Raw genomic sequence first — 23,387 nt, forward strand, 5'->3', positions numbered from 1 at the left:
AAGGATTTAACTAATTGTTGTGCCCGCCTGTATCTCCGTCGCCTGTATCTCCGTATATGGCGGCGCCGCTTTTGCTCAGGCCGGCGGCAAGGCCGCGTAGCAGGTTGCCAGGTGATAAGGCGTAGTCGAGGGCATATCGGAACGCGCCAGCGCCCCGTCCGCGGCCAGGCATTCCCGCCACCCCAGGGGCGACAAGAACCGGTTGCGCAATGCCGCCAGCTGCACGGCCAGGGCCGCCCGGTCGCCGCTAACCGCCAGGTAGCGCGCGTACTCCGTCTGGGCCCAGATGCGTTCGGTGGCGTCGCACACCCGGCCATCTTCGTGCAGGGCCGCCAGTACGCCGCTGGTGGCATCCCGCACGCCATGCCGACGCGCCCAGGCGCACCCACGGGGCACCGCCAACGCCAGCTCCAGGCCGGCAAACACTGCTGGCGCGCTGTCGAGCAGCACGAACCATTCGAACTGATGGCCAGGCTCGATGCGGTTGCCGGGCGTGCCTAGTGGGGCTTCGGCAATGCATTGCGTGGGCGCGTGCAGGAAGGCATCGGCCACGCCCTGCGCCAGGCCACGCAGCCGCTGCGCGAACCAGGCGGGTTCGGCCACGCGCGAGGCGGCCAGGTAGGCCTCGGTCAGGTGCATGGCCGGATTCTGCGCCGGCCCCTGGCTGACCTGCCGCCAGTCGGCCGACATGGCGGCGTAATACAGGCCGTCATCGCGCCGGAAACGCGCCTCGACCTGCTCGGCCGTCTGCAGCAGGGCCTGGCGCGCCTGGGCATTGTGCGAGCGCGCGAAATAGGCTGCGCAGGCAAACACCACGAAGGCATGGGTGTACAGGTCTTGCGCGTCGTCCAGCGGCCGACCGTCGGCATCGACGCTGTAGCGCCAGCCGCCGTGCCGCTCGTCGCGGAAATAGCGCAGCAACGCCTCGAACAACCGGTCGGCATGCCGCGCATGGGCGGGCTCGGGCGAGCTGGCATACACATACAGCTGGCGCGCGCAGGCCATGGCGCGATAGCGCTGCGGCGCCAGGGGCGTCCCGCTGTCGCCAGCTAGCGATTCATACGGCAGCCCCATGCGTTCATTAAAGCCGTGCCCGATCCACAGCGGCAGTATCACGGTGCTGAAATGATGGCGCAGGGCCTGGATGGTGCGGGAAAGTTCAGGGCTAGCGGAAGCGCTCATCGATGCATGGCGCGCCGATGGCGCGCGCCGTAAATGACAAAGCAGCGACGATAACCCGGATTTGTAGCGCAGCCGGGCCAGGCATCGGTTCTCCTTCATGGGCGCGCGCAGTTTGCAAGGCTCTCCGGGCCTTCGTCAGCGGAATATGTTTTCTTCTACCCAGTTCTGCGCAAAAATTTCTGCGCGATCGCGCGCCTCGTGCAACGAAGCGCAGTCGCCCAGATACGAAAAGGCGGCATCGACTTCGGTGCCTCCTTCGGCCGTTACCGTCAGCAGTACGCCGTATCCGCCGGTATCCATGGCCGCTGTGGATACGTCGATCAGTACTTCCTGGTCATGATGCTGCATGGCTTCCTCCCAGTCGGTTACCCAAACGCGTGAATCCACGCGTGGCGCTGGCGGGGCCCATTTGTAAGGTCTGCATGGCAATTGGACCCCCTGGCGGCACGCAAGTTCATCTTACCGGGGGGGTGCGGGCGGCGATACCCTGGCATCCCCTAGGATGGCGCGCCGTGGCAGAGCGGTTATCCCAGGTGGATGGCGCCCGGCGCTTCCATGTGCAGGGCCAGGCGGCCCTTGTCGGTCAGCACGAGCTGGCCGGCTTCGGTTTCGCGCACGCAACGCAGGATCAGCAAGCCGTCGGCCACGTGCTCGGGCACCTGTCCGCGTGGCACGCCGCCTGTGTCGCCGTTGGCAACGAATTGCAGCCAATGGGCAAGCTCGCCCTGTTGAATCTTCATGCGCGCCATGGGTCTATACGAAGAAAAATCTCATCACTACGATAGCATGCGCCCGGCGCGCTCAGCGCAGCAGCGCCGGCAACGCCGAGGCCAGCAGCGCCAGGCCGGATGCCGTCAGCATTCCCAGCACAATCTTGCGAAACGTTGCATCACTGATGCCAACATAGGCGCGCGCACCCAGCCAGCCGGGCACCAGCATGGCCGGAATGGCCAGGGCCAGCGACGGCGCCATGGCCCGCGTCACCACCCCGCTGGCCAGGTACGACAGCATGGTCGCGGCCAGCATGGCCAGGTTGAAGTTCTGGATGATCGAACGCTGCGCGTCTTTCTCGAACCCGCGCAACGTGCACCATAAGGTGGGCAGCACGCCAGTAAAGCCCCCCACCCCGCCCATGACGCCGCCCAGCAGGCCCACCCCCGCGTCGGCCAGGCGCCCGCCCGCCGTCAGGCGCGGCAGCCGGCTGGCCGCCAGCATGAACGGACACCAGGTGGCCAGGAAACCGCCCACCAGGGCCTTGAACAGCGCGGGGTTCAGCAGGGGCAGCACCGCCACGCCCAGGGGAATGCCCAGCAGCCCGCCAGCCACGAATGGCAGCAGGCGCGCCGCGTCGAAACCGCGCCGCACCGTCACCGCGGCCAGTATCTGCCCGGCCAGGGCACACGCCACCGCCAGCACGGCGGCCAGGCGCGGGTCCAGCGTCCAGGCCCAGAACGACATGGCCACCATGCCGAAGCCGAAGCCGGCCAGGCCTTGCACGAAACCCGCTACCGCCGCGCCGGCGGCAATGACGACAAACATCCAATCCATGGGCACGAAGGCTCCCGGGGCTGCACAGGTACAGGCGCGGATCGTAACGCCTGAAACGATTTTGTGCTTGCGTCCGCCGAAACCCGGGACTAAATTGGAGTTGCCGGGCATCTGACACCCATGCGTGCGAAGCCTGGCAGGAGCGCCCCACACTCGTCCCGAGCTGGGGCGCTCTTCATTGCGTGCCCGGAACCCGTATGCGGCGTCTTGGAATATGCCGAATGTGCCAGCCCGCGCTGCGCGCCTACAATCGGCGGACACGGGTGGCCGCGCGGCCGCCGCAACACACTGGGGGCACGCATGATCGACCACCTGGACCATCTGGTCCTGACTTGCACCGACCCGGCCGCCACGGTCGATTTCTACACTCGCGTCCTGGGCATGCGCCTGGAAACGTTCGGCCAGGGCCGCCAGGCGCTGCGCTTCGGCAACCAGAAAATCAACCTGCATGTGCGCGGCAGCGAATTCGAACCCAAGGCGCACCTGCCGGTGCCCGGCGCGCTCGACCTCTGCTTCATCGCCGACCGCCCGCTGGACCAGGCCATCGAGCATCTCGCAGCCGCCGGCGCGCGCATCATCGAAGGCCCTGTGGCGCGCACGGGCGCCACAGGCAAGATCCGCTCAGTGTACTTGCGCGATCCCGACCTGAACCTGATCGAAATCTCCGAGCTGCAGGCTTGATCGCAAGCCGGCCCGCGGCGGAATCTTGATACGATCGCAGGCATGAACCGCCACTTCCCTCATCGCAACCCGCCCCATCTGTTGCTGTGTGCGCGCGAGGCCCTGATGGCGCATTTCCGGCCCATCCTGAACCAGGCCGGCGGCACCGAACAGCAGTGGCGCGTGCTGCGCACGCTAAGCGACCAGGAGCCCATGAAACCCAACCGGATCGCCGCCCGCTCGCGCCAGATCGATCCCGACAGCAGGCGTCCGCGCAAGGTGTTCGACACCGCCGACAATGCGGCCAACGCGGGCGTGGCGCTGGACGGACGCCCGGTGCGCATCCATGAAGTAGACCTGCGCTGGGTGGGCGCCATTCTGTCGCGCAACGCGGTGGTCAAAGAAACCGACCTGGCCGCGGGCGTACTCCACCATCCCGCCAACGGCGTGGTGTGGCTCGCCAGCAAGCTGGGGCCGCTCGCGCGGCGCATGCTGAACCATTGACACCGATCAACATGGATATCCTGACCAATCAATTCAAGCGCGCGCTGCGCGCCGGGCAACCGCAGATCGGCCTGTGGGCCGGGCTGGCCCACCCCTACACGGCGGAAATCTGCGCCGGCGCCGGCTTCGACTGGCTGCTCATCGACGGCGAGCATGCGCCCAATACGCTGCAGACCATGCTCGGCCAGTTGCAGGCCGTGGCGGCCTACCCGGTCGCACCCGTCGTGCGGCCGGCCTGGAATGACTTCGTCCAGATCAAGCAGATTCTCGACGCGGGCGCGCAAACCCTGTTGGTGCCCATGATCCAGTCCGCCGAAGAAGCCGCGGCGGCGGTGTCGGCCATGCGCTATCCGCCGCATGGCGTGCGCGGTCTGGGCAGCGCCCTGGCGCGCGCGTCGCGCTGGAATCGCATTCCCGACTACGCGCAGCGCGCCAACGACGAAATGTGCCTGCTGGTGCAGATCGAAACGCCCCGGGGCCTGCAGGCGCTCGATGAGATCCTCGCGCTGGAAGGCGTGGACGGCGTCTTCATCGGGCCGGCCGATCTGTCGGCCAGCATGGGGTACCTGAGCAATCCGGACCACCCCGACGTATGCGCCGCCATCGACGACGCCATCGTGCGCATCGCGCGCGCCGGCAAGGCCGCCGGCATCCTGCATGGCGACCCCGCGCAGGCGCGCCATTACCTGGACCTGGGCGCCACCTTCGTGGCCGTCGGCGTCGACGCCACGCTGCTGGCCCGCGCCGCCGAGAAACTGGCCCAGTCGTTCAAAGACCAGCCCGCCGCGCAGGCCAGGCCTGGCGGGCCCTATTGATATTGATATCGGCCCCGGGCCAGGTGTCTGACTCCCGCAGGGTGTCAGACACCGTATACGTTGAGACAGTCCCGGCACACTTCGGTGTCTGACACCCTGCGGGAGTCAGACACCAGACCTGCAACAGGCGCGCCCTGCCCGATCAGGAATCGCCGCTGGTGCGCGGCATGGCAGTAGTGGCGGCCGCCTCGCTCGATTGCATCAGCTTGCTCGCGCACAGGTCGGCGGCGCCATCAACCGGCGCCTTGGCGTCGGCGAACGTCACCCAGCCGCCCTTTTCTATTATCGAGTCGCGCTTCCAGGAATCGGCGCTCTTTAACGCCGCCAGCTTGGCCTGCGCATCAGGGGCGGCCATGAAGCGGTGCACGCAAATGCCCGCCGCCAATTGCGCCACGGCGGCGCTGGTGGAAGCCTCGGCCTGTTTGGCTGCGGTGTTTTGCGTCACCCAGCCTCCGGCCGTGAAACCGACGATCATGGTCAAGACCGCCGCGCCCACGCACGACCACAGCCAGATGGTTTTGCTTGGTTTGTAATCGCTCCATGCCTTCATAGGGCTATTGGACATATTCTGCTCTCCTTGGTGGTTGCGCCGTGAACAACACGCACGGCGCAATTCACTGTAGTGCAGTCGGCCAGCCAAAGTAGGACGGAATTACCCTTACTTGATGTAACCGAACACAGCGCACCGTAAGCGCGCCGAGGCATGGCAGATCGTCACGGCCGCAGCCACGCACGCGCGCTTCTTATCTTGCATCAACAGAACATCATCTCGGCCTTGTCCGGGCCGATGCGTCGGAGTCTGATGACTTTTTAGACTCATCCAAACCCAAGGAGACCGCGCATGACCGCCATGATGAAAGCCGCCATATTCGTCGAACCCGGCCGCATCGAACTTGCCGACAAGCCCATTCCCGAGGTGGGCCCCAACGACGCCTTGCTGCGCATTACCACCACCACGATCTGCGGCACCGACATCCATATTCTCAAGGGCGAATACCCGGTGGCCGCCGGCCTGACGATAGGCCACGAGCCGGTCGGCATCATCGAGAAACTGGGCAGCGAAGTGGCGGGATACCAGGAAGGCCAGCGCGCGATCGCCGGCGCCATCTGCCCCAACTTCAATTCATACGCGGCGCAAGACGGCCGGGCCTCGCAAGACGGCAGCTACCTGATCCCGCGCGGCCTGTGCGGCTGCCATGGCTACAAGGCCACGGCGGGCTGGCGCTTTGGCAACATCATCGACGGCACGCAGGCCGAATACGTGCTCGTGCCCGATGCGCAGGCCAACCTAGCGCCGGTTCCCGACGGCCTCACCGACGAGCAAGTGCTGATGTGCCCCGACATCATGTCCACCGGATTCAAAGGCGCCGAGAACGCCGGCATCCGCATCGGCGATACCGTTGCGGTCTTCGCCCAGGGTCCCATCGGCCTGTGCGCCACTGCCGGCGCCCGGCTGTCGGGCGCCACCACCATTATCGCCATCGACGGCAACGATCACCGGCTGGACATCGCGCGCAAAATGGGTGCCGACGTCACCTTGAACTTCCGCCAATGCGACGTGGTGCAGGAAATCATGAAGCTCACGCGCGGGCGCGGCGTCGATGCGGCCATCGAGGCGCTGGGCACCCAGGCAACGTTCGAATCGGCCCTGCGCGCGCTGAAGCCGGGCGGCACCCTGTCGAGCCTGGGCGTGTATTCCGAAGACCTGCGCATTCCCATCGACGCCTTTGCCGCGGGCCTGGGCGACCACAAGATCGTCACCGCGTTGTGCCCAGGGGGCAAAGAGCGCATGCGGCGCCTGCTCAATGTGGTCGAGGCAGGACGGGTCGATCTGGAATTGCTGGTCACGCACGAATACCGGCTCGACGACATCGTGGCAGCCTACGACCTGTTCGCGAACCAGCGCGACAACGTGCTCAAGATTGCGGTCAAGCCGTAGCGCAAACAGGGCCTGAAATTGAAAAGGCCGTTAGTGATTGCTATCACTAACGGCCTTGGAACTACTGGTCGGGACGGCGGGATTCGAACTCGCGACCCCTTGCACCCCATGCAAGTGCGCTACCAGGCTGCGCTACGCCCCGAAAGAAAAAGAGTATATCAGAACAAAAAAAAACCTGCACCGGATGGGGCAGGTTTTTTGATGTGGCAGACGACTTTTTTCAGCGCGCCGGGTCTGCCGATGGCGGCGTGCCCAAGGCCTCGGCCAGCATGGCCGACACATTGCCCAGTTCGGCGCGCAGCGCCTGGATTTCGGCGCCGGAAAGGCGCACGGCCGCATCCTGGTCGTGCGGCGTATCGCGCGCGTCGCCCAACCGGTTACGCGCGCCGCTGATGGTAAAGCCCTGTTCGTAAAGCAGCGAGCGGATGCGGCGGATCAGCAGGACTTCGTGATGCTGGTAATAGCGGCGGTTGCCGCGGCGCTTCACCGGCTTGAGCTGGGTGAATTCCTGTTCCCAGTAGCGCAGCACATGCGGCTTGACTCCGCAGAGGTCACTGACTTCGCCAATGGTGAAATAGCGTTTGGCGGGAATAGGCGGAAGCGCAACGGTGGATTCGGGACGAGTCATGGAAGGATTTTATGCCGTGAGGCGTCATGAGCCGATAACAATTGCCGACAAAGCGTATCACTCCCCGCTATTGTTCGCACTGTCGGCCTGCTCGACCACGCTCTTGAGCTTCTGGCTGGCGTGGAAAGTGACCACGCGCCGAGCCGCAATGGGAATGGTCTCGCCCGTTTTAGGGTTGCGACCCGGCCGCGGCGGCTTGTTGCGCACCTGGAAATTGCCGAAGCCCGACAGCTTCACCGAATCGCCGCGCGCCAGGGCATCGCGGATTTCCTCGAAAAAAGTATCGACGATATCTTTGGCTTCGCGCTTGTTCAGCCCTACCCGCTCGAACAGCAATTCGGCGAGTTCGGCCTTGGTCAGGGTACGCGGCTCGGCAAGCATAGTAGTCCCCATGGTCAGGTGCGCTGGCGTGCGCCGTGGGCGCTGGCCAGCGCCTGGTTGATGCGGGCCAGGCAGTCGGCAACGCGGACTTCGTCCAGCGTGACCTCAGTGTCCTGTAGCCAGAAACGGAACGCAAGGCTTTTTTCCGTGACCGGCCGGCCGTCCTGGGGTCGGTCGCGCCATACGTCGAACAGGCGAACGTCTTGCACCACCGCCAGTTGCGGATCGGCCGCGATGGTGGCCGCCACCGTGTCCAGCATGGCCTGCGCGTTGACCGACAGGTCGACCCACAGCGCCAGGTCGCGCACCACCACCGGCTGGCGCGACAACTCGCCCACCTGCGGCAGGCTGGCCTGCGACAAGGCCTGGACATCGACTTCGAACACCACGGGCGCGTGCGGCAGGTCGGCCTGCTGCGCCCAGCGCGGATGCAGCTCGCCGATCCAGCCCACCGGCTGCCCGTCGAGGTCGATGCGCGCGCTGCGGCCCGGGTGCAGCGCCGGGTGCGCGGCCGGCTCGAAGCGCAGCTGGGCCGCGCGCGCGCCAAACAGCGCCTGCACGTCCATCTTGACGTCGTAGAAGTCCACCTGCCGCGTCGGCACGCCCCACTGCTCTTCGACCGCCGGCCCCCAGGCCGCCCCGGCCAGGCGCAGCGGCTGGCGCACGCCCGCGACTTCGAGCGGGCCATCCTGGTGCGCGGCGTCGCGCAGGAACACGCGCCCAAGCTCGAAGACACGCACGCGCGCCTGCTTGCGGTTGGCGTTATAGCGGATGTTGGCGACCAGGCCGGCGATCAGGCTGGAACGCATCACCGACAAATGGCTGGCGATGGGGTTCAGCAGGCGCACGGGGTTGTCGTTGCCGGCGTAGTCGCGCTCCCAGTCGGCCTCGACGAAGCTGTAGTTGACGACCTCTTGGTAATCTTGCGCGGCGGCCAGGCGGCGCAGCGCGTGCGGGCCGCGCCGCACTTCCGGATGCGAGAACATCTGCGCGCGCGCCATGGGCGGCACGTCGGGCAGGCGCTCGAATCCATGGATGCGCGCCACTTCTTCGATCAGGTCTTCTTCGATCGACAGGTCGAAGCGGTACGACGGCGGCTCGACGATGAAATCGTCGCCCTGCACTTGGTACGGCAGGCCCAGGCGGGTGAATATCTGCGCGACTTCGGCCTGGGGCACGGGCACGCCCAGCACGCGGTGGCAACGCGACAGGCGCATGCGCACCGGCTCGCGGCTCGGCAGGTTGACTGCCTGGTCGTCCACGGGGCCTGCCTGGCCGCCACAGATGTCGATAATCAGGCCCGTGATGAATTCCAGGTGCTCGGGGATGCTGGCGTAGTCGACGCCGCGCTCAAAGCGGTGGCTGGCCTCGGAACTGAACTTGTAGCGGCGCGCGCGGCCGGCGATGGCTTCGGGCCACCAGAAGGCCGCCTCGACGTAAATGTTGGTGGTGTCCAGCGTGACGGCGGTTGCCTCGCCGCCCATGATGCCGGCCAGGCTTTCGACCTGGTCGCCGGCGGCCACGACCCCCACCTTGCTGTTGAGTTCGACCGTCTGGCCGTTGAGCAGCTCCAGGCTTTCGCCCTCGCGCGCCCAGCGCACTTCGATGTTGCCCCGGATTTTGTCGAGGTCGAACACGTGGGACGGGCGGCCCAGTTCGAGCATGACGTAGTTGGAAATGTCGACCAGTGCCGACACCGAACGCTGGCCGGCGCGTTCCAGGCGCGCCGTCATCCAGGCCGGCGTGGCGGCGCGCGCATTGACGCCGCGGATGACGCGGCCGGCAAAGCGGCCGCACAGCTCGGGCGCCTGGATGGCGACCGGAATGCGATCGTCGAGGGTCACGGGCACCGCCTTGGCGGTGGGCACCGACAGCGGCGCCCCGGTCAGGGCGGCCACTTCGCGCGCCACGCCCAGGATGGACAGGCAATCGGCGCGATTGGGCGTGAGCTTCAGGGTGAAAAGCGTGTCGTCGAGATCGAGCGCCTCGCGCAGCGACTGGCCGGGCGTCAGCGTGCCAGGCAGTTCGAGCAGGCCGGCGTGGTCTTGCGACAGGCCCAGTTCGCGCGCCGAGCACAGCATGCCGGCCGATTGCACGCCGCGCATCTTGGCCACGCCGATCTTCATGCCGCCGGGCAGTTCGGCGCCCACGCGCGCCAGGGGAACCGTCAGGCCTTGCGCGGCGTTGGGCGCGCCGCAGACGATCTGCAGCGGTTCGCCCGAGCCGTCATCGACCTGGCAAACACGCAGCTTGTCGGCGTCGGGATGCGGGGCGATGGCGGTGATGCGCGCCACCACCACGCCGGTGAACGGCGGCGCGACGGGCGCGGTTTCTTCGACTTCCAGGCCGGCCATGGTGAGCCGGTGCGCCAGTTCGTCGGTTGCGATCGGAGGATTGACCAGGGCGCGCAGCCAGGATTCGGGAAATTGCATGATCAGCCGTCGGTTATTCGTTGAACTGGCGCAGGAAGCGCAGGTCGCCTTCGTAGAACTGGCGCAGGTCGTTGACGCCATAGCGCAGCATGGTCAGGCGCTCGAGGCCGGAGCCGAACGCGAAGCCGATGTAGCGTTCTGGGTCGAGGCCAAAATTGCGCACTACTTGCGGGTGCACCTGGCCCGAGCCGGAGATTTCCAGCCAGCGGCCGCGATTGGGGCCGGAGGTGAACATCATGTCGATCTCGGCCGACGGCTCGGTGAACGGGAAGAACGACGGGCGGAAACGAACGACCAGGTCGTCGCTTTCGAAGAAGCGGCGCAGGAAATCGGTGTAGACGCCTTTCAGGTCGGCAAACGAGATGTCTTCGGCGATCCACAGCCCTTCCACTTGGTGGAACATGGGCGAATGGGTGGCGTCGCTGTCGACGCGGTAGGTGCGGCCCGGGGCGATGACCTTGATGGGCGGCTGGTGCATGCGCGCATAGCGCACCTGCATGGGGCTGGTGTGCGTGCGCAGCAGCAGCGGCAGGCCGTCGCCGTCCTGCAGGTCTACATAGAAGGTGTCTTGCATGGACCGCGCCGGGTGGTCCAGCGGATTGTTCAGCGCGGTGAAATTGGTCCAGTCGTCTTCGATCTCGGGGCCGTCGGCCACGTCGAACCCGATGGAGCGGAAGATTTCCTCGACGCGTTCCCAGCTGCGCGCGATGGGATGGATGCCGGCCGGAGCGCGGCCGCGGCCGGGCAAGGTGACGTCGATGGTTTCAGCGGCCAGGCGGGCGTCGAGCTCGGCCTGGGCCAATTGCGCGCGGCGCTCGTTCAGCAGGGCCTCGATGCGCTGCTTGGCCTGGTTGATGCGCGCGCCGAGTTCGCGCTTCTGGTCGGGGTCGAGCTTGGCCAGCCCCTTGAGCAGCATGGTCAGCGCACCCTCTTTGCCCAGGAAGCGCGCCTTGGCGTTTTCCAGGGCAACGGCATCGGGCGCCGCGGCGAAGCGTTCTTGGGCCTGGGAAACCAGGTCGTCTGCCAGTAGATTCATGGAATCTCACAACCTAAAAACAATACCCCCGCATTCTGCCTTGGGGGCGAACCCTACGCCAAAACGCAAACGGGGCCTACAGCCCCGTTTGCAGCGATGCGCGATGCGACCTGCGCTATCAGGCGGACAACGCCGCCTTGGCCTGCTGCACGATGGCAGCGAAGCCGGCCTTGTCGCGCACGGCCAGGTCGGCCAGCACCTTGCGGTCGAGGTCGATCGAGGCCTTCTTCAGGCCGGCGATGAACACGCTGTAGCTCATGCCCTGCTCACGCACGGCGGCGTTGATGCGGGTGATCCACAGGGCGCGGAAGGTGCGCTTCTTGTTGCGGCGATCGCGGTAGGCATATTGCCCGGCGCGCATGACCGCCTGCTTGGCGATGCGGAATACATTGCCGCGGCGGCCACGGTAACCCTTGGCGGCAGCGATGACTTTCTTATGACGAGCACGGGCGGTAACGCCGCGTTTGACGCGAGGCATGGTGGATCTCCTTTATCAAGCGAAAGGCATCATGGCCTTGACAGAGGCCACGTTGGTTTCATGGACCGCCGCCGAACCGCGCAGCTGGCGCTTGTTCTTGGTGGTTTTCTTGGTCAGGATGTGGCGCTTGAAAGCCTGGCCACGCTTGATGGATCCGCTGCCGCGAACCTGAAAGCGCTTCGACGCGCTTTTCTTGGTCTTCATCTTGGGCATGATGATTCCTACGTTGAATTTAAGTACATGAACCACAGGTGCTTGGCCCTTTTCCCCCAGGCCCCCATGCGGCAAAGCAAGGCTTCGGCGCAAGGCTCGGGTTCAGGACAAGGCTTGATGTACCTGGATCCACTTCTGGTTTACTTCTGGTTTACTTCTGGTCTTTTCCCAGCAACCTTCCGGCAAACCTTCTGGCGAACCGGGAAAAGCCCTTGATTATATGGTGATTTCGGGTTTTTTGTCGAATCGGCCGAAAGCCTCGCTTCAGCGCAGCGTGCAGCGGTATTGCAGGGCCTCGGCCACATGGCGCGCCTGGACGCGATCCTGGCCGTCCAGGTCGGCCACCGTGCGCGCCACCCGCAAGGTCCGGTGGGTGGCGCGAGCCGAGCCGTGCAGCCGCTGCATGGCCTGCCGCAGCAGCGCCTGCCCCTCTGCATCGAGGGCGCAGCTGGCATCGAGATCCGCCCCCTGCAGCCCGGCGTTCGGGCCGCCCTGGCGCTGCTGCTGGCGCTCGCGGCAGCGGGCCACGCGGGCGCGCACCGCCTCGGAGGGCTCGCCGGGCGGCGCATCGAGCCAGTCGGGCGCGACGGCTGGCAACTCTATCGCCAGGTCCAGACGGTCCAGCAGCGGCCCCGACAGCTTGCCGACGTAGCGCGCCACCTGGTCGGGCGTGCAGCTGCAGGGGCGCGCCGGGTGCCCGCGCCAGCCGCACGGGCACGGGTTCATGGCGGCAACCAGCTGGAACCGCGCAGGATACTGCACACTATGCCGGGCCCGCGCGATGGCCACGCGGCCTGTTTCCAGGGGTTCACGCAGCGCCTCCAGCGCCCGCCGGTCGAATTCCGGCAACTCGTCCAGGAACAGCACGCCGTGATGCGCCAGGGTCGCCTCCCCCGGACGCGGGCGGGCCCCGCCCCCCACCAGCGCGGCCGCCGACGCCCCGTGGTGCGGCGCACGGAACGGCGGCTGGCCCTGCAGCGCCGCAGCCATGCCCGCAGGCCCGGCCAGCCCGGCCAGCGCGGCGGCCTCGAGCGCCTGGGTGCGCGACAGCGGCGGCAGCAGTCCCGGCAGGCGCTGGGCCAGCATGCTCTTGCCGGCGCCGGGCGGCCCCACCATCAGCAGGCTGTGCGCCCCGGCCGCGGCCACCTCGAGCGCGCGGCGCGCCATGGGCTGGCCGCGCACGTCCGACAGACAGGGCGACGCAGCCGCGGCAGGCCAGGCGCCAGGCTCGGCGCGCGGCAGCGGCGCCGCGCCGGACAGGTGCGCGGCCACCTCGGCCAGGGCGCCGGCGGCCAGCACCTGCAGCCCCGGCACCCAGGCGGCCACCGTCGCGCTGTCGGCCGGCAACACCAGCGTGGCGTCGGGCTGCTCGCGCGCCACCGCCAGGGCCAAGGCCAGCGGCGCTCCCACGGGAACCAGGGCGCCCGTCAGCGACAGCTCTCCGGCCAGCACCAGGGCCTGCAGGCCCGGCGGCGCCACGCCGCCCCCGGGGCCGGGCGCGGCCACCTGGCCAGAGGCCAGCAGCACGCCCAGCGCAATAGGCAGGTCAAACCGGGCCGAGGCTTTGGGCAGATCGGCTGGCGACAGGTTGACGGTAATGCGGCCGTTGGGAAACTCGAAACCGCTGCTCAGGATGGCCGCCCGCACCCGCTCGCGGCTTTCGCGCACCTCCGTATCCGGCAAGCCCACCACGGTAAAGGCCGGCAACCCCGGCCCGAGATGTGTCTCGACGCGCACGGCGGGCGCATCCGCGCCCGACAGGGCGCGGCTGGCAAGAATGGCGAGTGTCATGGCGGCCCCAGGAATGGATCAGCCGCCAGTATGCGGGCAGCCGGCGCGCCTCGAAGAGCGCCGGTGCGATGGGAATGTCGCGCCGCGCGCGCGCGCGCCGGCCTACTGCCTGGTTTCCAGCGCGGCTACGCGCGCCTCGAGCTGGCGGACCTGCGCGTCGAGCTGCTCGACCCGCTCGCGCGCGCGCGCCAGCAAGTCGGCCTGCACGTCGAATTCTTCGCGCGTGATCAGATCCATTTTCGTGAACGCCTGGCCCATCATGGCCTTCACGTTGCGCTCGAGATCGGCCGCAGGGCTGCGAGCGATCAGGTCGGACAGGTTTTTCTGGAAATCTTCAAGCCATTGCGTGCGGTTCATGACATCCTCGCATTCGTGTTCGATGCCCACAGTGTAGACGCTGTAGACGCACACGCGCGCGTTCGCCACGCACAAAAAAAATGGGCGGGCCGCACGCGGCACCGCCTCAAAGCACAGGAGAAAACCGAATCGCCACCTGGCGACTCCCAGAAGCATTCGCACCCGGGGGGGTGCTGGCCGCACGCATGTACGGCATGGCTTGATTCTTCCTGAGCCGGCGACGTGTCACAAGCGGCTGCATGTAATGCCGCGTTTCAGACGACTCGATACATTTATGTCGAAAATTGGCTGAATTCTGACGCACATGAAATGGGCTGAATGGCTGCTCCCCCTTGCATGCAGCACGCGCAAGCGCTCGCCGGTTTTTTCAGGCCGGGCCGGGCAGTGACGGCGCGCACGCCTTGGGGGCGGGCGACGCGCTGCAATTAGATACAACAAGCGCGCGGACAAAATATTCTGTTGCAACCCTCCCCGTCCCGGTGCCGCGCACCATCACGGGGACTCACGCACGAGTTCATGCACCTATATGGCGCATGCAGGCACGATAACGGCGCACCGCCCTGCCCGCTGCCCACGCGGGCCAGCGTGCGCGAAATTTGGCATGGATATTGCTTGATTGGGCATGCCTGAGTGCAACCACGAGAGGAATTGCCATGAAACTCATCATCGCCATCATCAAGCCCTTCAAGCTCGACGAGGTGCGGGTGGCTCTGTCCGGTATCGGCGTCCAGGGCCTGACCGTTACCGAAGTAAAAGGCTTCGGCCGCCAGAAGGGCCACACCGAACTGTACCGGGGCGCGGAATACGCCGTCGACTTCCTGCCCAAGCTGCGCGTCGAAGCCGCCGTGCCCGATCACCTGGTCGACCAAGTCATCGACGTCATCGAACAAGCGGCGCGCACCGGCAAGATCGGTGACGGCAAGATTTTCACCGCGCCGCTGGAGCAAGTGATCCGCATCCGGACCGGCGAGTCCGGCGAAGCTGCGCTGTAACGACAACGATAAAGAAAGATGCATTGGAGCTTGAAAAATGGATAAAGCGGATATCTCCTGGTTGCTTGTTTCCACCCTGCTGGTGCTGATGATGGCAGTGCCGGGCCTGGCGCTGTTCTACGGCGGCCTGGTGCGCAGCAAGAACGTGCTGTCGGTGCTGATGCAGGTGCTGTGCACCTTCGCGCTGGGCCTGGTGCTGTGGTTCATCTATGGCTACTCGCTGGCGTTCACCGAAGGCAACGCCTTCTTCGGCGGCCTGTCGCGCGCCTTCTTCGCGGGCATGTTCACCCCGGCCGACGGCTCGTACGCGCTGTCCGGCTCGTTGACCGAACTGCTGTTCGCGTCGTTCCAGGCCACTTTCGCGGGCATCACCTGCGCGCTGATCGTGGGCAGCTTCGCCGAGCGCGCGCGCTTTTCGGCGGTGCTGGTGTTCACGGTGATCTGGTTCACGTTCGCCTACGTTCCCATCGCCCACATGGTCTGGTTCGCTTCGGAAACGGCGCCCGGCCTGCTCAATGCGCGCGGCGCGCTGGACTTCGCCGGCGGCACGGTGGTGCACATCAACGCCGGCGTGGCCGGCCTGGTGGGCGCCTATGTGGTGGGCAAGCGCGTGGGCTACGGCCGCGAAGCCATGCAGCCGCACAACCTGCCCATGACCTTCATCGGCGCCGCCCTGCTGTGGACCGGCTGGTTCGGCTTTAACGCGGGTTCGGCGCTGGCCGCCAACGAAGGCGCGACCCTGGCCTTCTTCAACACCATGATCGCCACCGCGGCCGCGGTGCTGGCCTGGCTGTTCACCGAATGGGCGCTGAAGGGTAAGCCCTCGATGCTGGGCGCTGCGTCGGGCGCCGTGGCCGGCCTGGTCGGCATCACTCCGGCCGCCGGCCTGGTGGGTCCCGGCGGCGCGCTGGTCATCGGCGTCGCGGCCGGCATCGTGTGCGTATGGGGCGTCAACGGCCTGAAGCGGCTGCTGCGCGCCGACGACGCACTGGACGTGTTCGGCGTGCACGGCGTGGGCGGCATCATCGGCGCCCTGCTGACCGGCGTGTTCAACGCCCAGGCGCTGGGCGGGCCGGGCCTGGCCGATGCGGGCGAGATCCTGGCCCAGGTGTGGGTGCAGCTTGAAGGCGTGCTGCTGACCATCGTGTGGTCGGGCGTGGTGGCCTGGGTGGCCTACAAGATCGCCAACGCCCTGTGCGGCCTGCGCGTGCCGGAAGACCAGGAACGCGAAGGACTGGATGTGACCAGCCACGGCGAATCGGCCTACCACAGCTGATCGCGCTACAAGGGCAAACAAGCGCCTGGCACCCGATGGGTGCCGGGCGCTTGTGCATTGCGGGATCCAGGCAGGCTTGCGCTTCAGGCGCTTTTCTTGCCGCCCGCGCGCCGCCGCACGCTGGCGTCGATCAGCCGGCCGGCGGCCTCGGGCAAATGGCGCGCCGGGCCGCCACGGCCGAACAGCTGGCCCGACACGAACGCGCCTTCCAGCAGCAGCAGCAAACCGTCGGCCAGCATGTCGGCGTCGTCGGCATCCATGGCGCGCGCCAGCTCTACCATGCGCGCGCGCAATAGCGCCTTGTGCTCCACTGCCACCAGGCGGGCCGGATGGTCGGACTCGGGGTATTCCACCGCCGCGTTGGTCAACCCACAGCCGCGGTAGCCGTCACTGCTGGCGGCGCGCTGGGCCAGGCTCCCGAAGTACACCATCAGCGCGGCGCGCGGATCGTCGGGATGCTGCTGCCAGCCAGCCTCGAACTTGCTCCAGAACTCGGCCTCGTAGTCGCGCAGATACGACGCGGCCAGTTCGTCTTTGGACGAGAAACTGCGGTACAGGCTCGGCTTGGTCACGCCGGCTTCGGCCACCAGCGCGTCGACCCCCACGGCCCGGATGCCATCCTGGTAGAACATGCGGCGCGCGGTTTCACGGATGCGGTCGGCCGCCAGCTTGGGCGGCACGGCCGGCCGGACGGGCGGCGTGGCGGTGGAAGGGGTCTTGCGGGCCATGGCGGTGCTCCTGACATCGAATCAAAATTTCACTTGACGATGTTACTGACCGGTACGTAGCATACGAGTTCCTTTTACGTACCGGTCAGTAACATGAGTATATCCCAGCTTCCCCGCCCCTTCCGGCGCAGCGGCCAGGCATACGCCTTCGTGGTTGTTGCCGTGATTTTCCTGGCGCTGCTAGTGTCCGCCGGATTGCGCTCCACCCCCAGTGTGCTGCTGGTGCCCCTGGAAGAATCGTTCGGCTGGAGCCGGGCCACCACTTCGTTCTCGGCGGCAATCGGCATCTTCCTGTACGGGCTGGTGGGCCCGTTCGCCGCGGCCGCCATGGAGCGCTTCGGCCTGCGCCGCGTGCTTATCGGCGCGCTGGCGCTGATGGCCGCGTCGACCTTCGCCAGCAGCTTCATGACAGAGCCCTGGCACCTGTTGCTGACCTGGGGCGTGTTCTCGGGCATTGGCTCGGGCGCCGTGGCCGTGGTGCTGGGGGCAACCGTGGTCAACCGCTGGTTCGCCACGCGCCGCGGCCTGATGATGGGCCTGCTGACCGCCAGCACCGCCACCGGCACCCTGCTGTTCCTGCCCGGCCTGGCGGCACTGGCCTCATCGGGCGACTGGCGCCGCGCGGTATGGGCGGTGGCCGCGGGCGCGGCGGCGCTGGTGCCGCTGACCTGGTGGCTGGTGCCCGACCGCCCTGCCAGCGTCGGCCTGGCGCCCTATGGCACGCCGCCCGGCACCCCGGCGCCCCCGCCGGCGCCGCGCACCGGCTTGCTGGCGGCCACGTTCGGCACGCTGAACCGCGCCATTCGCACGCGCACGTTCTGGTTCCTGTTCGCCACCTTTTTTGTGTGCGGCTTCACCACCAATGGCCTGGTGGGCACGCACCTGATCGCGCTTTGCGGCGACCACGGCATTCCTGAAGTCCGCGCGGCAGGCCTGCTGGCCGTCATGGGCATCTTCGACCTGATCGGCACCACCGCCTCGGGCTGGCTGACCGACCGCTACGACCCGCGCAAGCTGCTGTTCATGTACTACGGCCTGCGCGGGCTGGCGCTGATGTATCTGCCCTATTCCGACTTCTCGTTCTACAGCTTGTCCATCTTCGCGATTTTCTTCGGCCTGGACTGGATCGCCACCGTGCCGCCCACCTTGCGGCTGACCACCGAGGCATTCGGCGACCGCAACGCGCCCATCGTGTTCGGCTGGATCGTCGCGGGCCACCAGGTGGGCGCCGCCACCGCGGCCTGGATGGCCGGGTATGTGCGCGAGACCCAGGGCAGCTACCTGGTGGCCTTCGTGCTGGCGGGCGCCACCGGCTTGCTGGCGGCGGTGATCGCGCTGCTGATCCGTCGCAAGCCGGCGGTGCAGGCAGCCCCCGCCGCGGCCTGAGCCGCGCGCGCAACGCGGGCGCGCCGCATGCGCGCCCCGTTGCTTTCAAGCCGCGTCTTCGACTTCGCCCAGGTAGGCGGCGCGCACCTTGGGGTCGGTAAGCAGGTCGCGCGCCGGCCCCGACAAGGTCAGTTCGCCCGACTCCATCACGTAGCCGCGATGGCTGTGCTCGAGCGCCAGCTTGGCGTTCTGCTCGATCAGCAGGATGGTGACGCCTTCGGCGGCGATGGCGCGCACCACTTCGAACACTTTCTCCACCATCAGCGGCGCCAGGCCCATTGACGGCTCGTCGAGCAGCAGCAACTTGGGCCGTGCGATCATCGCCCGGCCCATCGCCACCATCTGCTGTTCGCCGCCCGACAGGGTACCGGCGGCCTGCTTGCGCCGCTCGGCCAGGCGCGGAAACAGCGTGAACACGCGTTCGGTATCCTGGCGCACCTGGGCGGCATCGCGCCGCACATAGGCGCCCATGGCCAGGTTTTCTTCGATGGTCAGCTGGCCGAAGATGCCGCGGCCTTCAGGCACCATGACCAGGCCGCGCCGCACCAGCTCGAACGACTTGCGACCGTTGATGGACTGCCCGTCATAGACGATGTCGCCGCCGGCCAGCGGCACCAGGCCGCAGATGGCCCGCAGCGTCGTGCTTTTGCCGGCGCCGTTGGCGCCGATCAGGCAGACCAGTTCGCCGCTGTCGACCCGCAGGTCGATGCCGCGCACCGCGCGGATGCCGCCGTAGGCCACTTCGAGCCCGCGCAGTTCCAGTAAGGGTTGGGATGCGCTCATGATGACGCTTGCTCCGATGAATGCGCGGGGGTGTCGTGGGCCGCGCCCGCGCCCAGGTAGGCCTCGATCACTTTGGGATCGCGCTGCACCTGGGCCGGCTTGCCCATCGCCAGCACCTTGCCGTACTCCAGCACCAGCACACGGTCGCACAGCCCCATGACCAGTTTCATGTCGTGTTCGATCAGCAGCACCGTAATGCCGTCGGCGCGGATCTTTTCGATGAGCTGGCGCAACACGACGGTTTCCGAGGCGTTCATGCCCGCGGCGGGCTCGTCCAGCGCCAGCAGCTTGGGCTCGGTGGCCAGCGCGCGGGCGATTTCCAGGCGCCGCTGGTCGCCATACGACAGCGAACGGGCCACGTCGTTGGCGCGCGCGCCTATACCCACGTAGTCGAGCAGCTCGTGCGCGCGGCGCTCGATGGCGGCCTCTTCGGCGCGCGCGGCCGGCGTGCGCAGCACCGCGCCCAGCACGCCCGCGCGGGTGCGCAAATGGCGGCCGATCATGACGTTCTCGATGGCGCTCAGGTTGGCGAACAGCCGGATGTTCTGGAACGTGCGGGCCAACCCGGCCTGCGCCACCTGATGCGGCTTCAGGCCGGTGAGCGGCGCGCCGGCGAAGGTGCAGCGCCCTTCTTCCGGGATGTACAGGCCGGTCAGCACGTTGAACAGCGTGGTCTTGCCCGCGCCGTTGGGGCCGATCAGCCCGTAGATTTCGCCGGCGCGGATATCGAAGCTGACGTCGGACAGCGCCCGCAGGCCGCCAAACCGCTTGCCGAGGCCTTCTGCTTGAAGAATGATGCTCATGCCTGGCCTCCCGCGGCGCCCGCCAGTTCGCGCTTGCGCACCGCCGACGGCCACAGCCCCGCCGGGCGGAACAGCATCACGCACACCATTGCCAGGCCGAACAGCAACATGCGGATGCCCTCGGGATCGAGCACCACTTCGCCAAACACCAGGCGTTGCAGCGGTTCGACGGTCGCGCGCAGGAACTCGGGCAATGCCGCCAGCAGAATGGCGCCCAGGATCACGCCGGGGATATTGCCCATGCCGCCCAACACCACCATGCACAGCACCGAGATGGATTCGGTCAGGCTGAAGCTCTCGGGGCTGACGAAACCCTGCATGGCGGCGAACAGCGCGCCCGCCACGCCGCCGAACGACGCGCCCATGGCGAACGCCAGCAGCTTCACGTTGCGGGTGTTGATGCCCATGGCCTTGGCCGCGATCTCGTCTTCGCGGATCGCCTCCCAGGCGCGCCCGATGCGCGAGTTTTGCAGGCGCACGCAGACCAGCACGATCAGCAGCGTGATGCCCAGCAGCAGGTAGTAGTACTTTTCGGGACCGGTCACGCGCAGGCCCAGCAGGGTCTCGGTGCGGCCGAACATGAACTCGCCGACCTTGAACCCGTCGATGCGGTTGATGCCCTGCGGACCGTTCGTGATGTTGACCGGCGCATTCAGGTTGTTGAGGAATATGCGGATGATCTCGCCGAAGCCCAGCGTGACGATGGCCAGGTAGTCGCCGCGCAGCTTCAGCGTGGGCGCGCCCAGCAACACGCCGAACACGCAGGCCAGCCCCAGGCTGATCGGCAGGATGGCCCAGAACGGCAGGTGCAGGCCGAAGTGCGGCGACGCCAGCAGCGCCCATGCGTAGGCGCCTACCGCATAGAAAGCGATGTAGCCCAGGTCCAGCAGCCCGGCAAAGCCCACCACGATGTTCAGGCCCAGCGCCAGCATTACATAGAGCAGCGCGAAATTCAGTATGCGCACCCAGCTCTGCCCGGCCAGGCCCAGCGCGAAGGGCAGCACGGCCAGTGCCACGCCAATCAGCACGATGCCGAACAGGTTGCGGCGCGACAGGCCGCGATTCTTGATGGCGGTATTCATGCGCGGTCTCCTACGCGTTCGCCCAACAGCCCGGACGGACGGAAGATCAGCACCAGCACCAGCACCACGAACGCGAACACGTCCTGGTAGTGGCTGCCCAGGAACCCGCCGGTGAGATCGCCGATGTAGCCGGCGCCCAGCGATTCGATGATGCCCAGCAGCAGGCCGCCGGCCATTGCCCCGACCAGGTTGCCGATGCCGCCCAGCACCGCGGCCGTGAAGGCCTTCAGGCCCAGCATGAAGCCCATGGTGTACTGCGCCACGCCGTAATAGGTGGTGACCATCATGCCTGCCACGGCCGCCAGGGCCGAGCCGATCAGGAACGCGGCCGAGATCACGGTATTGATGTTCACGCCCATCAGGCCCGCCACCTCGCGGTTCTGCGCGGTGGCCCGCATGGCGGTGCCCAGGCGGGTCTTGTGCACCACCGCCAGCAGCCCGCCCATGATCAGCGCGGCGATCAGCACGATGGCCATCTGCAGCGAGCTCATGCGCGCGCCGGCCAGTTCGTACACCTGCGGCTCCAGCACCTGGGGAAAGTTCAGATAATTGCGGCCCCAGACCATCATGGCCAGGTTTTGCAGAATGATCGAAACGCCGATGGCGGTGATCAGCGCCGCCAGCCGCGGCGCGCGGCGCAGCGGGCGGTAGGCCATGCGCTCGGCCGTCCAGCCCACCGCCATGCACAGCGGCACCGATACCAGCAGCCCGGCGCCCAGCACCGCGAACGCCGATACGGTGGGATCGCCGCCCACCATGGCCGAAGCGATCATGGTGGCCGCCATGGCGCCGATCATGACGACGTCGCCATGCGCAAAATTGATCAACCCGATAATGCCGTACACCATCGTGTAGCCCAGCGCGACCAGCGCATAGACGCTGCCCAGCGTCAGGCCGTTGATGAGTTGTTGTATGAAGATGTCCATAGGGGCCGAGCCTGTCTGGTGCTCACAGAGGAAAAAACCGCGCCGCGCGGGCGCGATGCCGCGCGGCGGTCAGGAGGCGGCGCGGGCGCTGGCGCCCGCGCGTTGCCGGCCGGCTCAGTTGGCCTGGCTGACCATGGTTTCCACCATTTCCCACTTGCCGTTCTTGACTTCGTAGATGGTGACCGAAATTTCTTTCAGGTCGCCCTTGGCGTCGTAGGCAATGTGGTCGCTCGTTGCGCCCTTGCGCTCGAGCTTGGCGAGCTTGGGCAGGTAGTCGGCCGGATCGGCCGAATCGGCCTGCTCGATGGCGGTGATCATGTTCCAGGCGCCATCGTAGGCATACGGCGCATACACGCCGGGAGCCTTCTTGAAGCGGGCCTCGTAGCGCTGGGCGAAGTCTTTGCCCGCCGCCATTTTTTCCAGCGGCACGCCCGCCAGCGAGGCGTACGTGCCGTCGGCGGCGTCGCCGGCCAGCTTGATGAAGGTGTCGCTGCGGGTCATTTCTCCCGACACCAGCGGCGCCTTCAGGCCCAGCCGCACCAGCTGCCGCTTCATGGGGCCGGATTGCGCGTCGAGGCCGCCGTAGAAGATGGCATCGGGCTCGGAAGCCTTGATGTTGGTCAGGATGGACGTGAAGTCGTTGGCCTTGTCGGTGGTGTACTCGCGGCGCACGATCTCGCCGCCCGCCTTCTTGACCGCCTTCTCGACCTCGTCGGCCAGCCCCTGGCCGTAGGCGGTGCGGTCATCGATGATGGCGACCTTCTTGGCCTTCAGGTTCTCGACAATGAACTTGCCCACCGCGGCGCCCTGCTGGGTGTCGCTGGTCATCATGCGGAAGGTGGTGTCGTAGCCCTGGTTCGTGTATTCGGGCGAGGTCGCCATGGCGATCTGCGGCAGGCCGGCTTCGTTGTACACGCGCGAGGCGGGAATCGTGGTGCCCGAATTGAAGTGCCCCAGGATGCCGTCGACGTCTTCATCGACCAGCTGCTGCGCCACCTGCACGGCGGTGCGCGGGTCGGCCTGGTCGTCGCGCGACACCAGCACGAACTTGGCGGTTTCGCCGTCGATCTTGATGCCCTTCTTGTTGGCCTCTTCCAGGGCCAGGGTCAGCCCGTTCTGCATATCTTCGCCATAGTGCGACTGCGGACCGGTCAGAGGCGCGGCGAAGCCGAACTTGATGTCTTCGGCGTGAACGGCGCCAGCCATGCAGGCTGCTGCCAGTGCGGCCAGCAAGGCCGGGCGGGAAAACGCGGATTTCATATGAACCCTCCTGTGTGAATGGGGTGGCACAAAGGCCCGCCGCGGCTCGTGGCGCGGGAGACTTTTCTTATTGGCCGTCCGGCAGCGCCGGACGGACCTGGATGATGATCCGGCAACGGCTCGCGCCGGTTGCCGCCGAAAAAGTTGCACCGGATTGTCGGCCAGGTGCAACCCCGGGTGCTATTGG

The 23,387-nt window shown here is 67.0% G+C and carries 25 protein-coding genes, 1 tRNA gene and 1 pseudogene; 7 read left to right on the top strand and 20 right to left on the bottom strand.

Annotated elements, in window-relative coordinates; genetic code table 11:
* Window positions 1-75 precede the first annotated feature (75 nt).
* The 4 genes from BPET_RS13290 to BPET_RS13305 form a co-directional block, all read right to left on the bottom strand.
* Window positions 76-1,182 carry an AGE family epimerase/isomerase gene (locus BPET_RS13290; RefSeq protein ID WP_041862891.1) on the bottom strand — a complete coding sequence of 369 codons (1,107 nt, stop codon included), beginning with the start codon at window positions 1,180-1,182 and terminating at the stop codon, window positions 76-78.
* Between the two features lie 135 nt (window positions 1,183-1,317).
* Window positions 1,318-1,530, bottom strand: a complete 213-nt coding sequence (locus tag BPET_RS13295) for a hypothetical protein (protein ID WP_012249539.1) — start codon at window positions 1,528-1,530, stop codon at window positions 1,318-1,320.
* Window positions 1,531-1,706: 176 nt separating this feature from the next.
* Complete coding sequence (locus BPET_RS13300; protein ID WP_231852598.1) at window positions 1,707-1,922, bottom strand: hypothetical protein; 216 nt, start codon at window positions 1,920-1,922, stop codon at window positions 1,707-1,709.
* A 61-nt stretch (window positions 1,923-1,983) separates the two neighbouring features.
* Entirely contained in the window at window positions 1,984-2,730 is a 747-nt protein-coding gene (locus BPET_RS13305) for a sulfite exporter TauE/SafE family protein (RefSeq protein ID WP_041862892.1), read from the bottom strand.
* A 300-nt stretch (window positions 2,731-3,030) separates the two neighbouring features.
* Between BPET_RS13305 and BPET_RS13310 the strand changes: the two genes are divergently transcribed.
* From BPET_RS13310 to hpaI, 3 genes and pseudogenes are all read left to right on the top strand, one after another.
* Window positions 3,031-3,411 carry a VOC family protein gene (locus tag BPET_RS13310; protein ID WP_012249541.1) on the top strand — a complete coding sequence of 127 codons (381 nt, stop codon included), beginning with the start codon at window positions 3,031-3,033 and terminating at the stop codon, window positions 3,409-3,411.
* Window positions 3,412-3,618: 207 nt separating this feature from the next.
* Window positions 3,619-3,861, top strand: a pseudogene (locus tag BPET_RS26025) (2-oxo-hept-4-ene-1,7-dioate hydratase); the annotation flags it as partial.
* A 44-nt stretch (window positions 3,862-3,905) separates the two neighbouring features.
* The gene (gene hpaI / locus BPET_RS13320; protein ID WP_012249544.1) at window positions 3,906-4,709 is read left to right on the top strand and encodes a 4-hydroxy-2-oxoheptanedioate aldolase; all 804 of its coding nucleotides are present in this window, start codon (window positions 3,906-3,908) and stop codon (window positions 4,707-4,709) included.
* A gap of 142 nt (window positions 4,710-4,851) precedes the next feature.
* Here hpaI and BPET_RS13325 read toward each other — a convergent pair whose 3' ends face one another.
* The gene (locus BPET_RS13325) at window positions 4,852-5,274 is read right to left on the bottom strand and encodes a hypothetical protein (protein ID WP_012249545.1); all 423 of its coding nucleotides are present in this window, start codon (window positions 5,272-5,274) and stop codon (window positions 4,852-4,854) included.
* Between the two features lie 276 nt (window positions 5,275-5,550).
* On the opposite strand from BPET_RS13325, the gene BPET_RS13330 reads away from it, so the two are divergent.
* Window positions 5,551-6,648 carry an NAD(P)-dependent alcohol dehydrogenase gene (locus tag BPET_RS13330; RefSeq protein WP_012249546.1) on the top strand — a complete coding sequence of 366 codons (1,098 nt, stop codon included), beginning with the start codon at window positions 5,551-5,553 and terminating at the stop codon, window positions 6,646-6,648.
* Between the two features lie 65 nt (window positions 6,649-6,713).
* Here BPET_RS13330 and BPET_RS13335 read toward each other — a convergent pair.
* The 9 genes from BPET_RS13335 to BPET_RS13375 form a co-directional block, all read right to left on the bottom strand.
* Window positions 6,714-6,790: transfer RNA gene (locus BPET_RS13335), tRNA-Pro, on the bottom strand.
* A 78-nt stretch (window positions 6,791-6,868) separates the two neighbouring features.
* On the bottom strand, window positions 6,869-7,276 hold the full coding sequence (locus tag BPET_RS13340; protein WP_012249547.1) for a MerR family transcriptional regulator: 408 nt from the start codon (window positions 7,274-7,276) through the stop codon (window positions 6,869-6,871).
* 57 nt (window positions 7,277-7,333) lie between these two features.
* Window positions 7,334-7,669, bottom strand: a complete 336-nt coding sequence (locus BPET_RS13345) for an integration host factor subunit alpha (protein WP_085970210.1) — start codon at window positions 7,667-7,669, stop codon at window positions 7,334-7,336.
* A gap of 2 nt (window positions 7,670-7,671) precedes the next feature.
* On the bottom strand, window positions 7,672-10,089 hold the full coding sequence (gene pheT, locus BPET_RS13350; protein ID WP_012249549.1) for a phenylalanine--tRNA ligase subunit beta: 2,418 nt from the start codon (window positions 10,087-10,089) through the stop codon (window positions 7,672-7,674).
* A gap of 13 nt (window positions 10,090-10,102) precedes the next feature.
* Window positions 10,103-11,125: a phenylalanine--tRNA ligase subunit alpha gene (pheS, locus tag BPET_RS13355; RefSeq protein ID WP_012249550.1), complete on the bottom strand. Its 1,023-nt coding sequence runs from the start codon at window positions 11,123-11,125 to the stop codon at window positions 10,103-10,105.
* Between the two features lie 118 nt (window positions 11,126-11,243).
* On the bottom strand, window positions 11,244-11,603 hold the full coding sequence (gene rplT / locus BPET_RS13360; protein ID WP_012249551.1) for a 50S ribosomal protein L20: 360 nt from the start codon (window positions 11,601-11,603) through the stop codon (window positions 11,244-11,246).
* 15 nt (window positions 11,604-11,618) lie between these two features.
* Window positions 11,619-11,816 (bottom strand): 50S ribosomal protein L35, encoded by a 198-nt coding sequence (gene rpmI, locus BPET_RS13365; RefSeq protein ID WP_012249552.1) that lies wholly within the window; start codon window positions 11,814-11,816, stop codon window positions 11,619-11,621.
* Window positions 11,817-12,080: 264 nt separating this feature from the next.
* Window positions 12,081-13,607: a YifB family Mg chelatase-like AAA ATPase gene (locus BPET_RS13370; protein ID WP_012249553.1), complete on the bottom strand. Its 1,527-nt coding sequence runs from the start codon at window positions 13,605-13,607 to the stop codon at window positions 12,081-12,083.
* 102 nt (window positions 13,608-13,709) lie between these two features.
* Window positions 13,710-13,964, bottom strand: a complete 255-nt coding sequence (locus BPET_RS13375) for an accessory factor UbiK family protein (RefSeq protein ID WP_041863943.1) — start codon at window positions 13,962-13,964, stop codon at window positions 13,710-13,712.
* 653 nt (window positions 13,965-14,617) lie between these two features.
* On the opposite strand from BPET_RS13375, the gene glnK reads away from it, so the two are divergent.
* Complete coding sequence (glnK, locus tag BPET_RS13380; protein ID WP_012249555.1) at window positions 14,618-14,956, top strand: P-II family nitrogen regulator; 339 nt, start codon at window positions 14,618-14,620, stop codon at window positions 14,954-14,956.
* 37 nt (window positions 14,957-14,993) lie between these two features.
* Window positions 14,994-16,232 (top strand): ammonium transporter, encoded by a 1,239-nt coding sequence (amt, locus tag BPET_RS13385; protein ID WP_012249556.1) that lies wholly within the window; start codon window positions 14,994-14,996, stop codon window positions 16,230-16,232.
* 83 nt (window positions 16,233-16,315) lie between these two features.
* Here amt and BPET_RS13390 read toward each other — a convergent pair whose 3' ends face one another.
* The gene (locus BPET_RS13390) at window positions 16,316-16,960 is read right to left on the bottom strand and encodes a TetR/AcrR family transcriptional regulator (RefSeq protein ID WP_012249557.1); all 645 of its coding nucleotides are present in this window, start codon (window positions 16,958-16,960) and stop codon (window positions 16,316-16,318) included.
* A gap of 93 nt (window positions 16,961-17,053) precedes the next feature.
* Here BPET_RS13390 and BPET_RS13395 point away from each other — a divergent pair, with 93 nt between their 5' ends.
* Window positions 17,054-18,346, top strand: a complete 1,293-nt coding sequence (locus tag BPET_RS13395) for an MFS transporter (protein ID WP_012249558.1) — start codon at window positions 17,054-17,056, stop codon at window positions 18,344-18,346.
* 45 nt (window positions 18,347-18,391) lie between these two features.
* Here the strand turns inward: BPET_RS13395 and BPET_RS13400 are convergent, their stop codons facing one another.
* From BPET_RS13400 to BPET_RS13420, 5 genes are all read right to left on the bottom strand, one after another.
* Window positions 18,392-19,129, bottom strand: a complete 738-nt coding sequence (locus BPET_RS13400) for an ABC transporter ATP-binding protein (protein ID WP_012249559.1) — start codon at window positions 19,127-19,129, stop codon at window positions 18,392-18,394.
* Window positions 19,126-19,932 (bottom strand): ABC transporter ATP-binding protein, encoded by an 807-nt coding sequence (locus tag BPET_RS13405; RefSeq protein ID WP_012249560.1) that lies wholly within the window; start codon window positions 19,930-19,932, stop codon window positions 19,126-19,128. Before BPET_RS13405 ends, BPET_RS13400 begins: the two co-directional genes overlap by 4 nt.
* A complete protein-coding gene (locus BPET_RS13410; RefSeq protein ID WP_012249561.1) occupies window positions 19,929-21,014 on the bottom strand; it encodes an ABC transporter permease subunit in 1,086 nt (361 codons plus the stop codon). The genes BPET_RS13405 and BPET_RS13410 overlap by 4 nt, the downstream gene beginning before the upstream one ends.
* Complete coding sequence (locus BPET_RS13415; protein ID WP_012249562.1) at window positions 21,011-21,940, bottom strand: branched-chain amino acid ABC transporter permease; 930 nt, start codon at window positions 21,938-21,940, stop codon at window positions 21,011-21,013. The genes BPET_RS13410 and BPET_RS13415 overlap by 4 nt, the downstream gene beginning before the upstream one ends.
* A gap of 114 nt (window positions 21,941-22,054) precedes the next feature.
* The gene (locus tag BPET_RS13420) at window positions 22,055-23,200 is read right to left on the bottom strand and encodes a branched-chain amino acid ABC transporter substrate-binding protein (RefSeq protein ID WP_012249563.1); all 1,146 of its coding nucleotides are present in this window, start codon (window positions 23,198-23,200) and stop codon (window positions 22,055-22,057) included.
* Window positions 23,201-23,387 lie beyond the last annotated feature (187 nt).

The organism is Bordetella petrii (assembly GCF_000067205.1).
Classification (GTDB): domain Bacteria; phylum Pseudomonadota; class Gammaproteobacteria; order Burkholderiales; family Burkholderiaceae_B; genus Bordetella_A; species Bordetella_A petrii.

Excerpts from the sequence above, each read along its gene's own strand:
- BPET_RS13290 (WP_041862891.1), bottom strand. The coding sequence starts at position 1,182 with ATGAGCGCTTCCGCTAGCCCTGAACTTTCCCGCACCATCCAGGCCCTG.
- BPET_RS13295 (WP_012249539.1), bottom strand. The coding sequence starts at position 1,530 with ATGCAGCATCATGACCAGGAAGTACTGATCGACGTATCCACAGCGGCC.
- BPET_RS13300 (WP_231852598.1), bottom strand. The coding sequence starts at position 1,922 with ATGAAGATTCAACAGGGCGAGCTTGCCCATTGGCTGCAATTCGTTGCC.
- BPET_RS13305 (WP_041862892.1), bottom strand. The coding sequence starts at position 2,730 with ATGGATTGGATGTTTGTCGTCATTGCCGCCGGCGCGGCGGTAGCGGGT.
- BPET_RS13310 (WP_012249541.1), top strand. The coding sequence starts at position 3,031 with ATGATCGACCACCTGGACCATCTGGTCCTGACTTGCACCGACCCGGCC.
- hpaI (WP_012249544.1), top strand. The coding sequence starts at position 3,906 with ATGGATATCCTGACCAATCAATTCAAGCGCGCGCTGCGCGCCGGGCAA.
- BPET_RS13325 (WP_012249545.1), bottom strand. The coding sequence starts at position 5,274 with ATGTCCAATAGCCCTATGAAGGCATGGAGCGATTACAAACCAAGCAAA.
- BPET_RS13330 (WP_012249546.1), top strand. The coding sequence starts at position 5,551 with ATGACCGCCATGATGAAAGCCGCCATATTCGTCGAACCCGGCCGCATC.
- BPET_RS13340 (WP_012249547.1), bottom strand. The coding sequence starts at position 7,276 with ATGACTCGTCCCGAATCCACCGTTGCGCTTCCGCCTATTCCCGCCAAA.
- BPET_RS13345 (WP_085970210.1), bottom strand. The coding sequence starts at position 7,669 with ATGGGGACTACTATGCTTGCCGAGCCGCGTACCCTGACCAAGGCCGAA.
- pheT (WP_012249549.1), bottom strand. The coding sequence starts at position 10,089 with ATGCAATTTCCCGAATCCTGGCTGCGCGCCCTGGTCAATCCTCCGATC.
- pheS (WP_012249550.1), bottom strand. The coding sequence starts at position 11,125 with ATGAATCTACTGGCAGACGACCTGGTTTCCCAGGCCCAAGAACGCTTC.
- rplT (WP_012249551.1), bottom strand. The coding sequence starts at position 11,603 with ATGCCTCGCGTCAAACGCGGCGTTACCGCCCGTGCTCGTCATAAGAAA.
- rpmI (WP_012249552.1), bottom strand. The coding sequence starts at position 11,816 with ATGCCCAAGATGAAGACCAAGAAAAGCGCGTCGAAGCGCTTTCAGGTT.
- BPET_RS13370 (WP_012249553.1), bottom strand. The coding sequence starts at position 13,607 with ATGACACTCGCCATTCTTGCCAGCCGCGCCCTGTCGGGCGCGGATGCG.
- BPET_RS13375 (WP_041863943.1), bottom strand. The coding sequence starts at position 13,964 with ATGAACCGCACGCAATGGCTTGAAGATTTCCAGAAAAACCTGTCCGAC.
- glnK (WP_012249555.1), top strand. The coding sequence starts at position 14,618 with ATGAAACTCATCATCGCCATCATCAAGCCCTTCAAGCTCGACGAGGTG.
- amt (WP_012249556.1), top strand. The coding sequence starts at position 14,994 with ATGGATAAAGCGGATATCTCCTGGTTGCTTGTTTCCACCCTGCTGGTG.
- BPET_RS13390 (WP_012249557.1), bottom strand. The coding sequence starts at position 16,960 with ATGGCCCGCAAGACCCCTTCCACCGCCACGCCGCCCGTCCGGCCGGCC.
- BPET_RS13395 (WP_012249558.1), top strand. The coding sequence starts at position 17,054 with ATGAGTATATCCCAGCTTCCCCGCCCCTTCCGGCGCAGCGGCCAGGCA.
- BPET_RS13400 (WP_012249559.1), bottom strand. The coding sequence starts at position 19,129 with ATGAGCGCATCCCAACCCTTACTGGAACTGCGCGGGCTCGAAGTGGCC.
- BPET_RS13405 (WP_012249560.1), bottom strand. The coding sequence starts at position 19,932 with ATGAGCATCATTCTTCAAGCAGAAGGCCTCGGCAAGCGGTTTGGCGGC.
- BPET_RS13410 (WP_012249561.1), bottom strand. The coding sequence starts at position 21,014 with ATGAATACCGCCATCAAGAATCGCGGCCTGTCGCGCCGCAACCTGTTC.
- BPET_RS13415 (WP_012249562.1), bottom strand. The coding sequence starts at position 21,940 with ATGGACATCTTCATACAACAACTCATCAACGGCCTGACGCTGGGCAGC.
- BPET_RS13420 (WP_012249563.1), bottom strand. The coding sequence starts at position 23,200 with ATGAAATCCGCGTTTTCCCGCCCGGCCTTGCTGGCCGCACTGGCAGCA.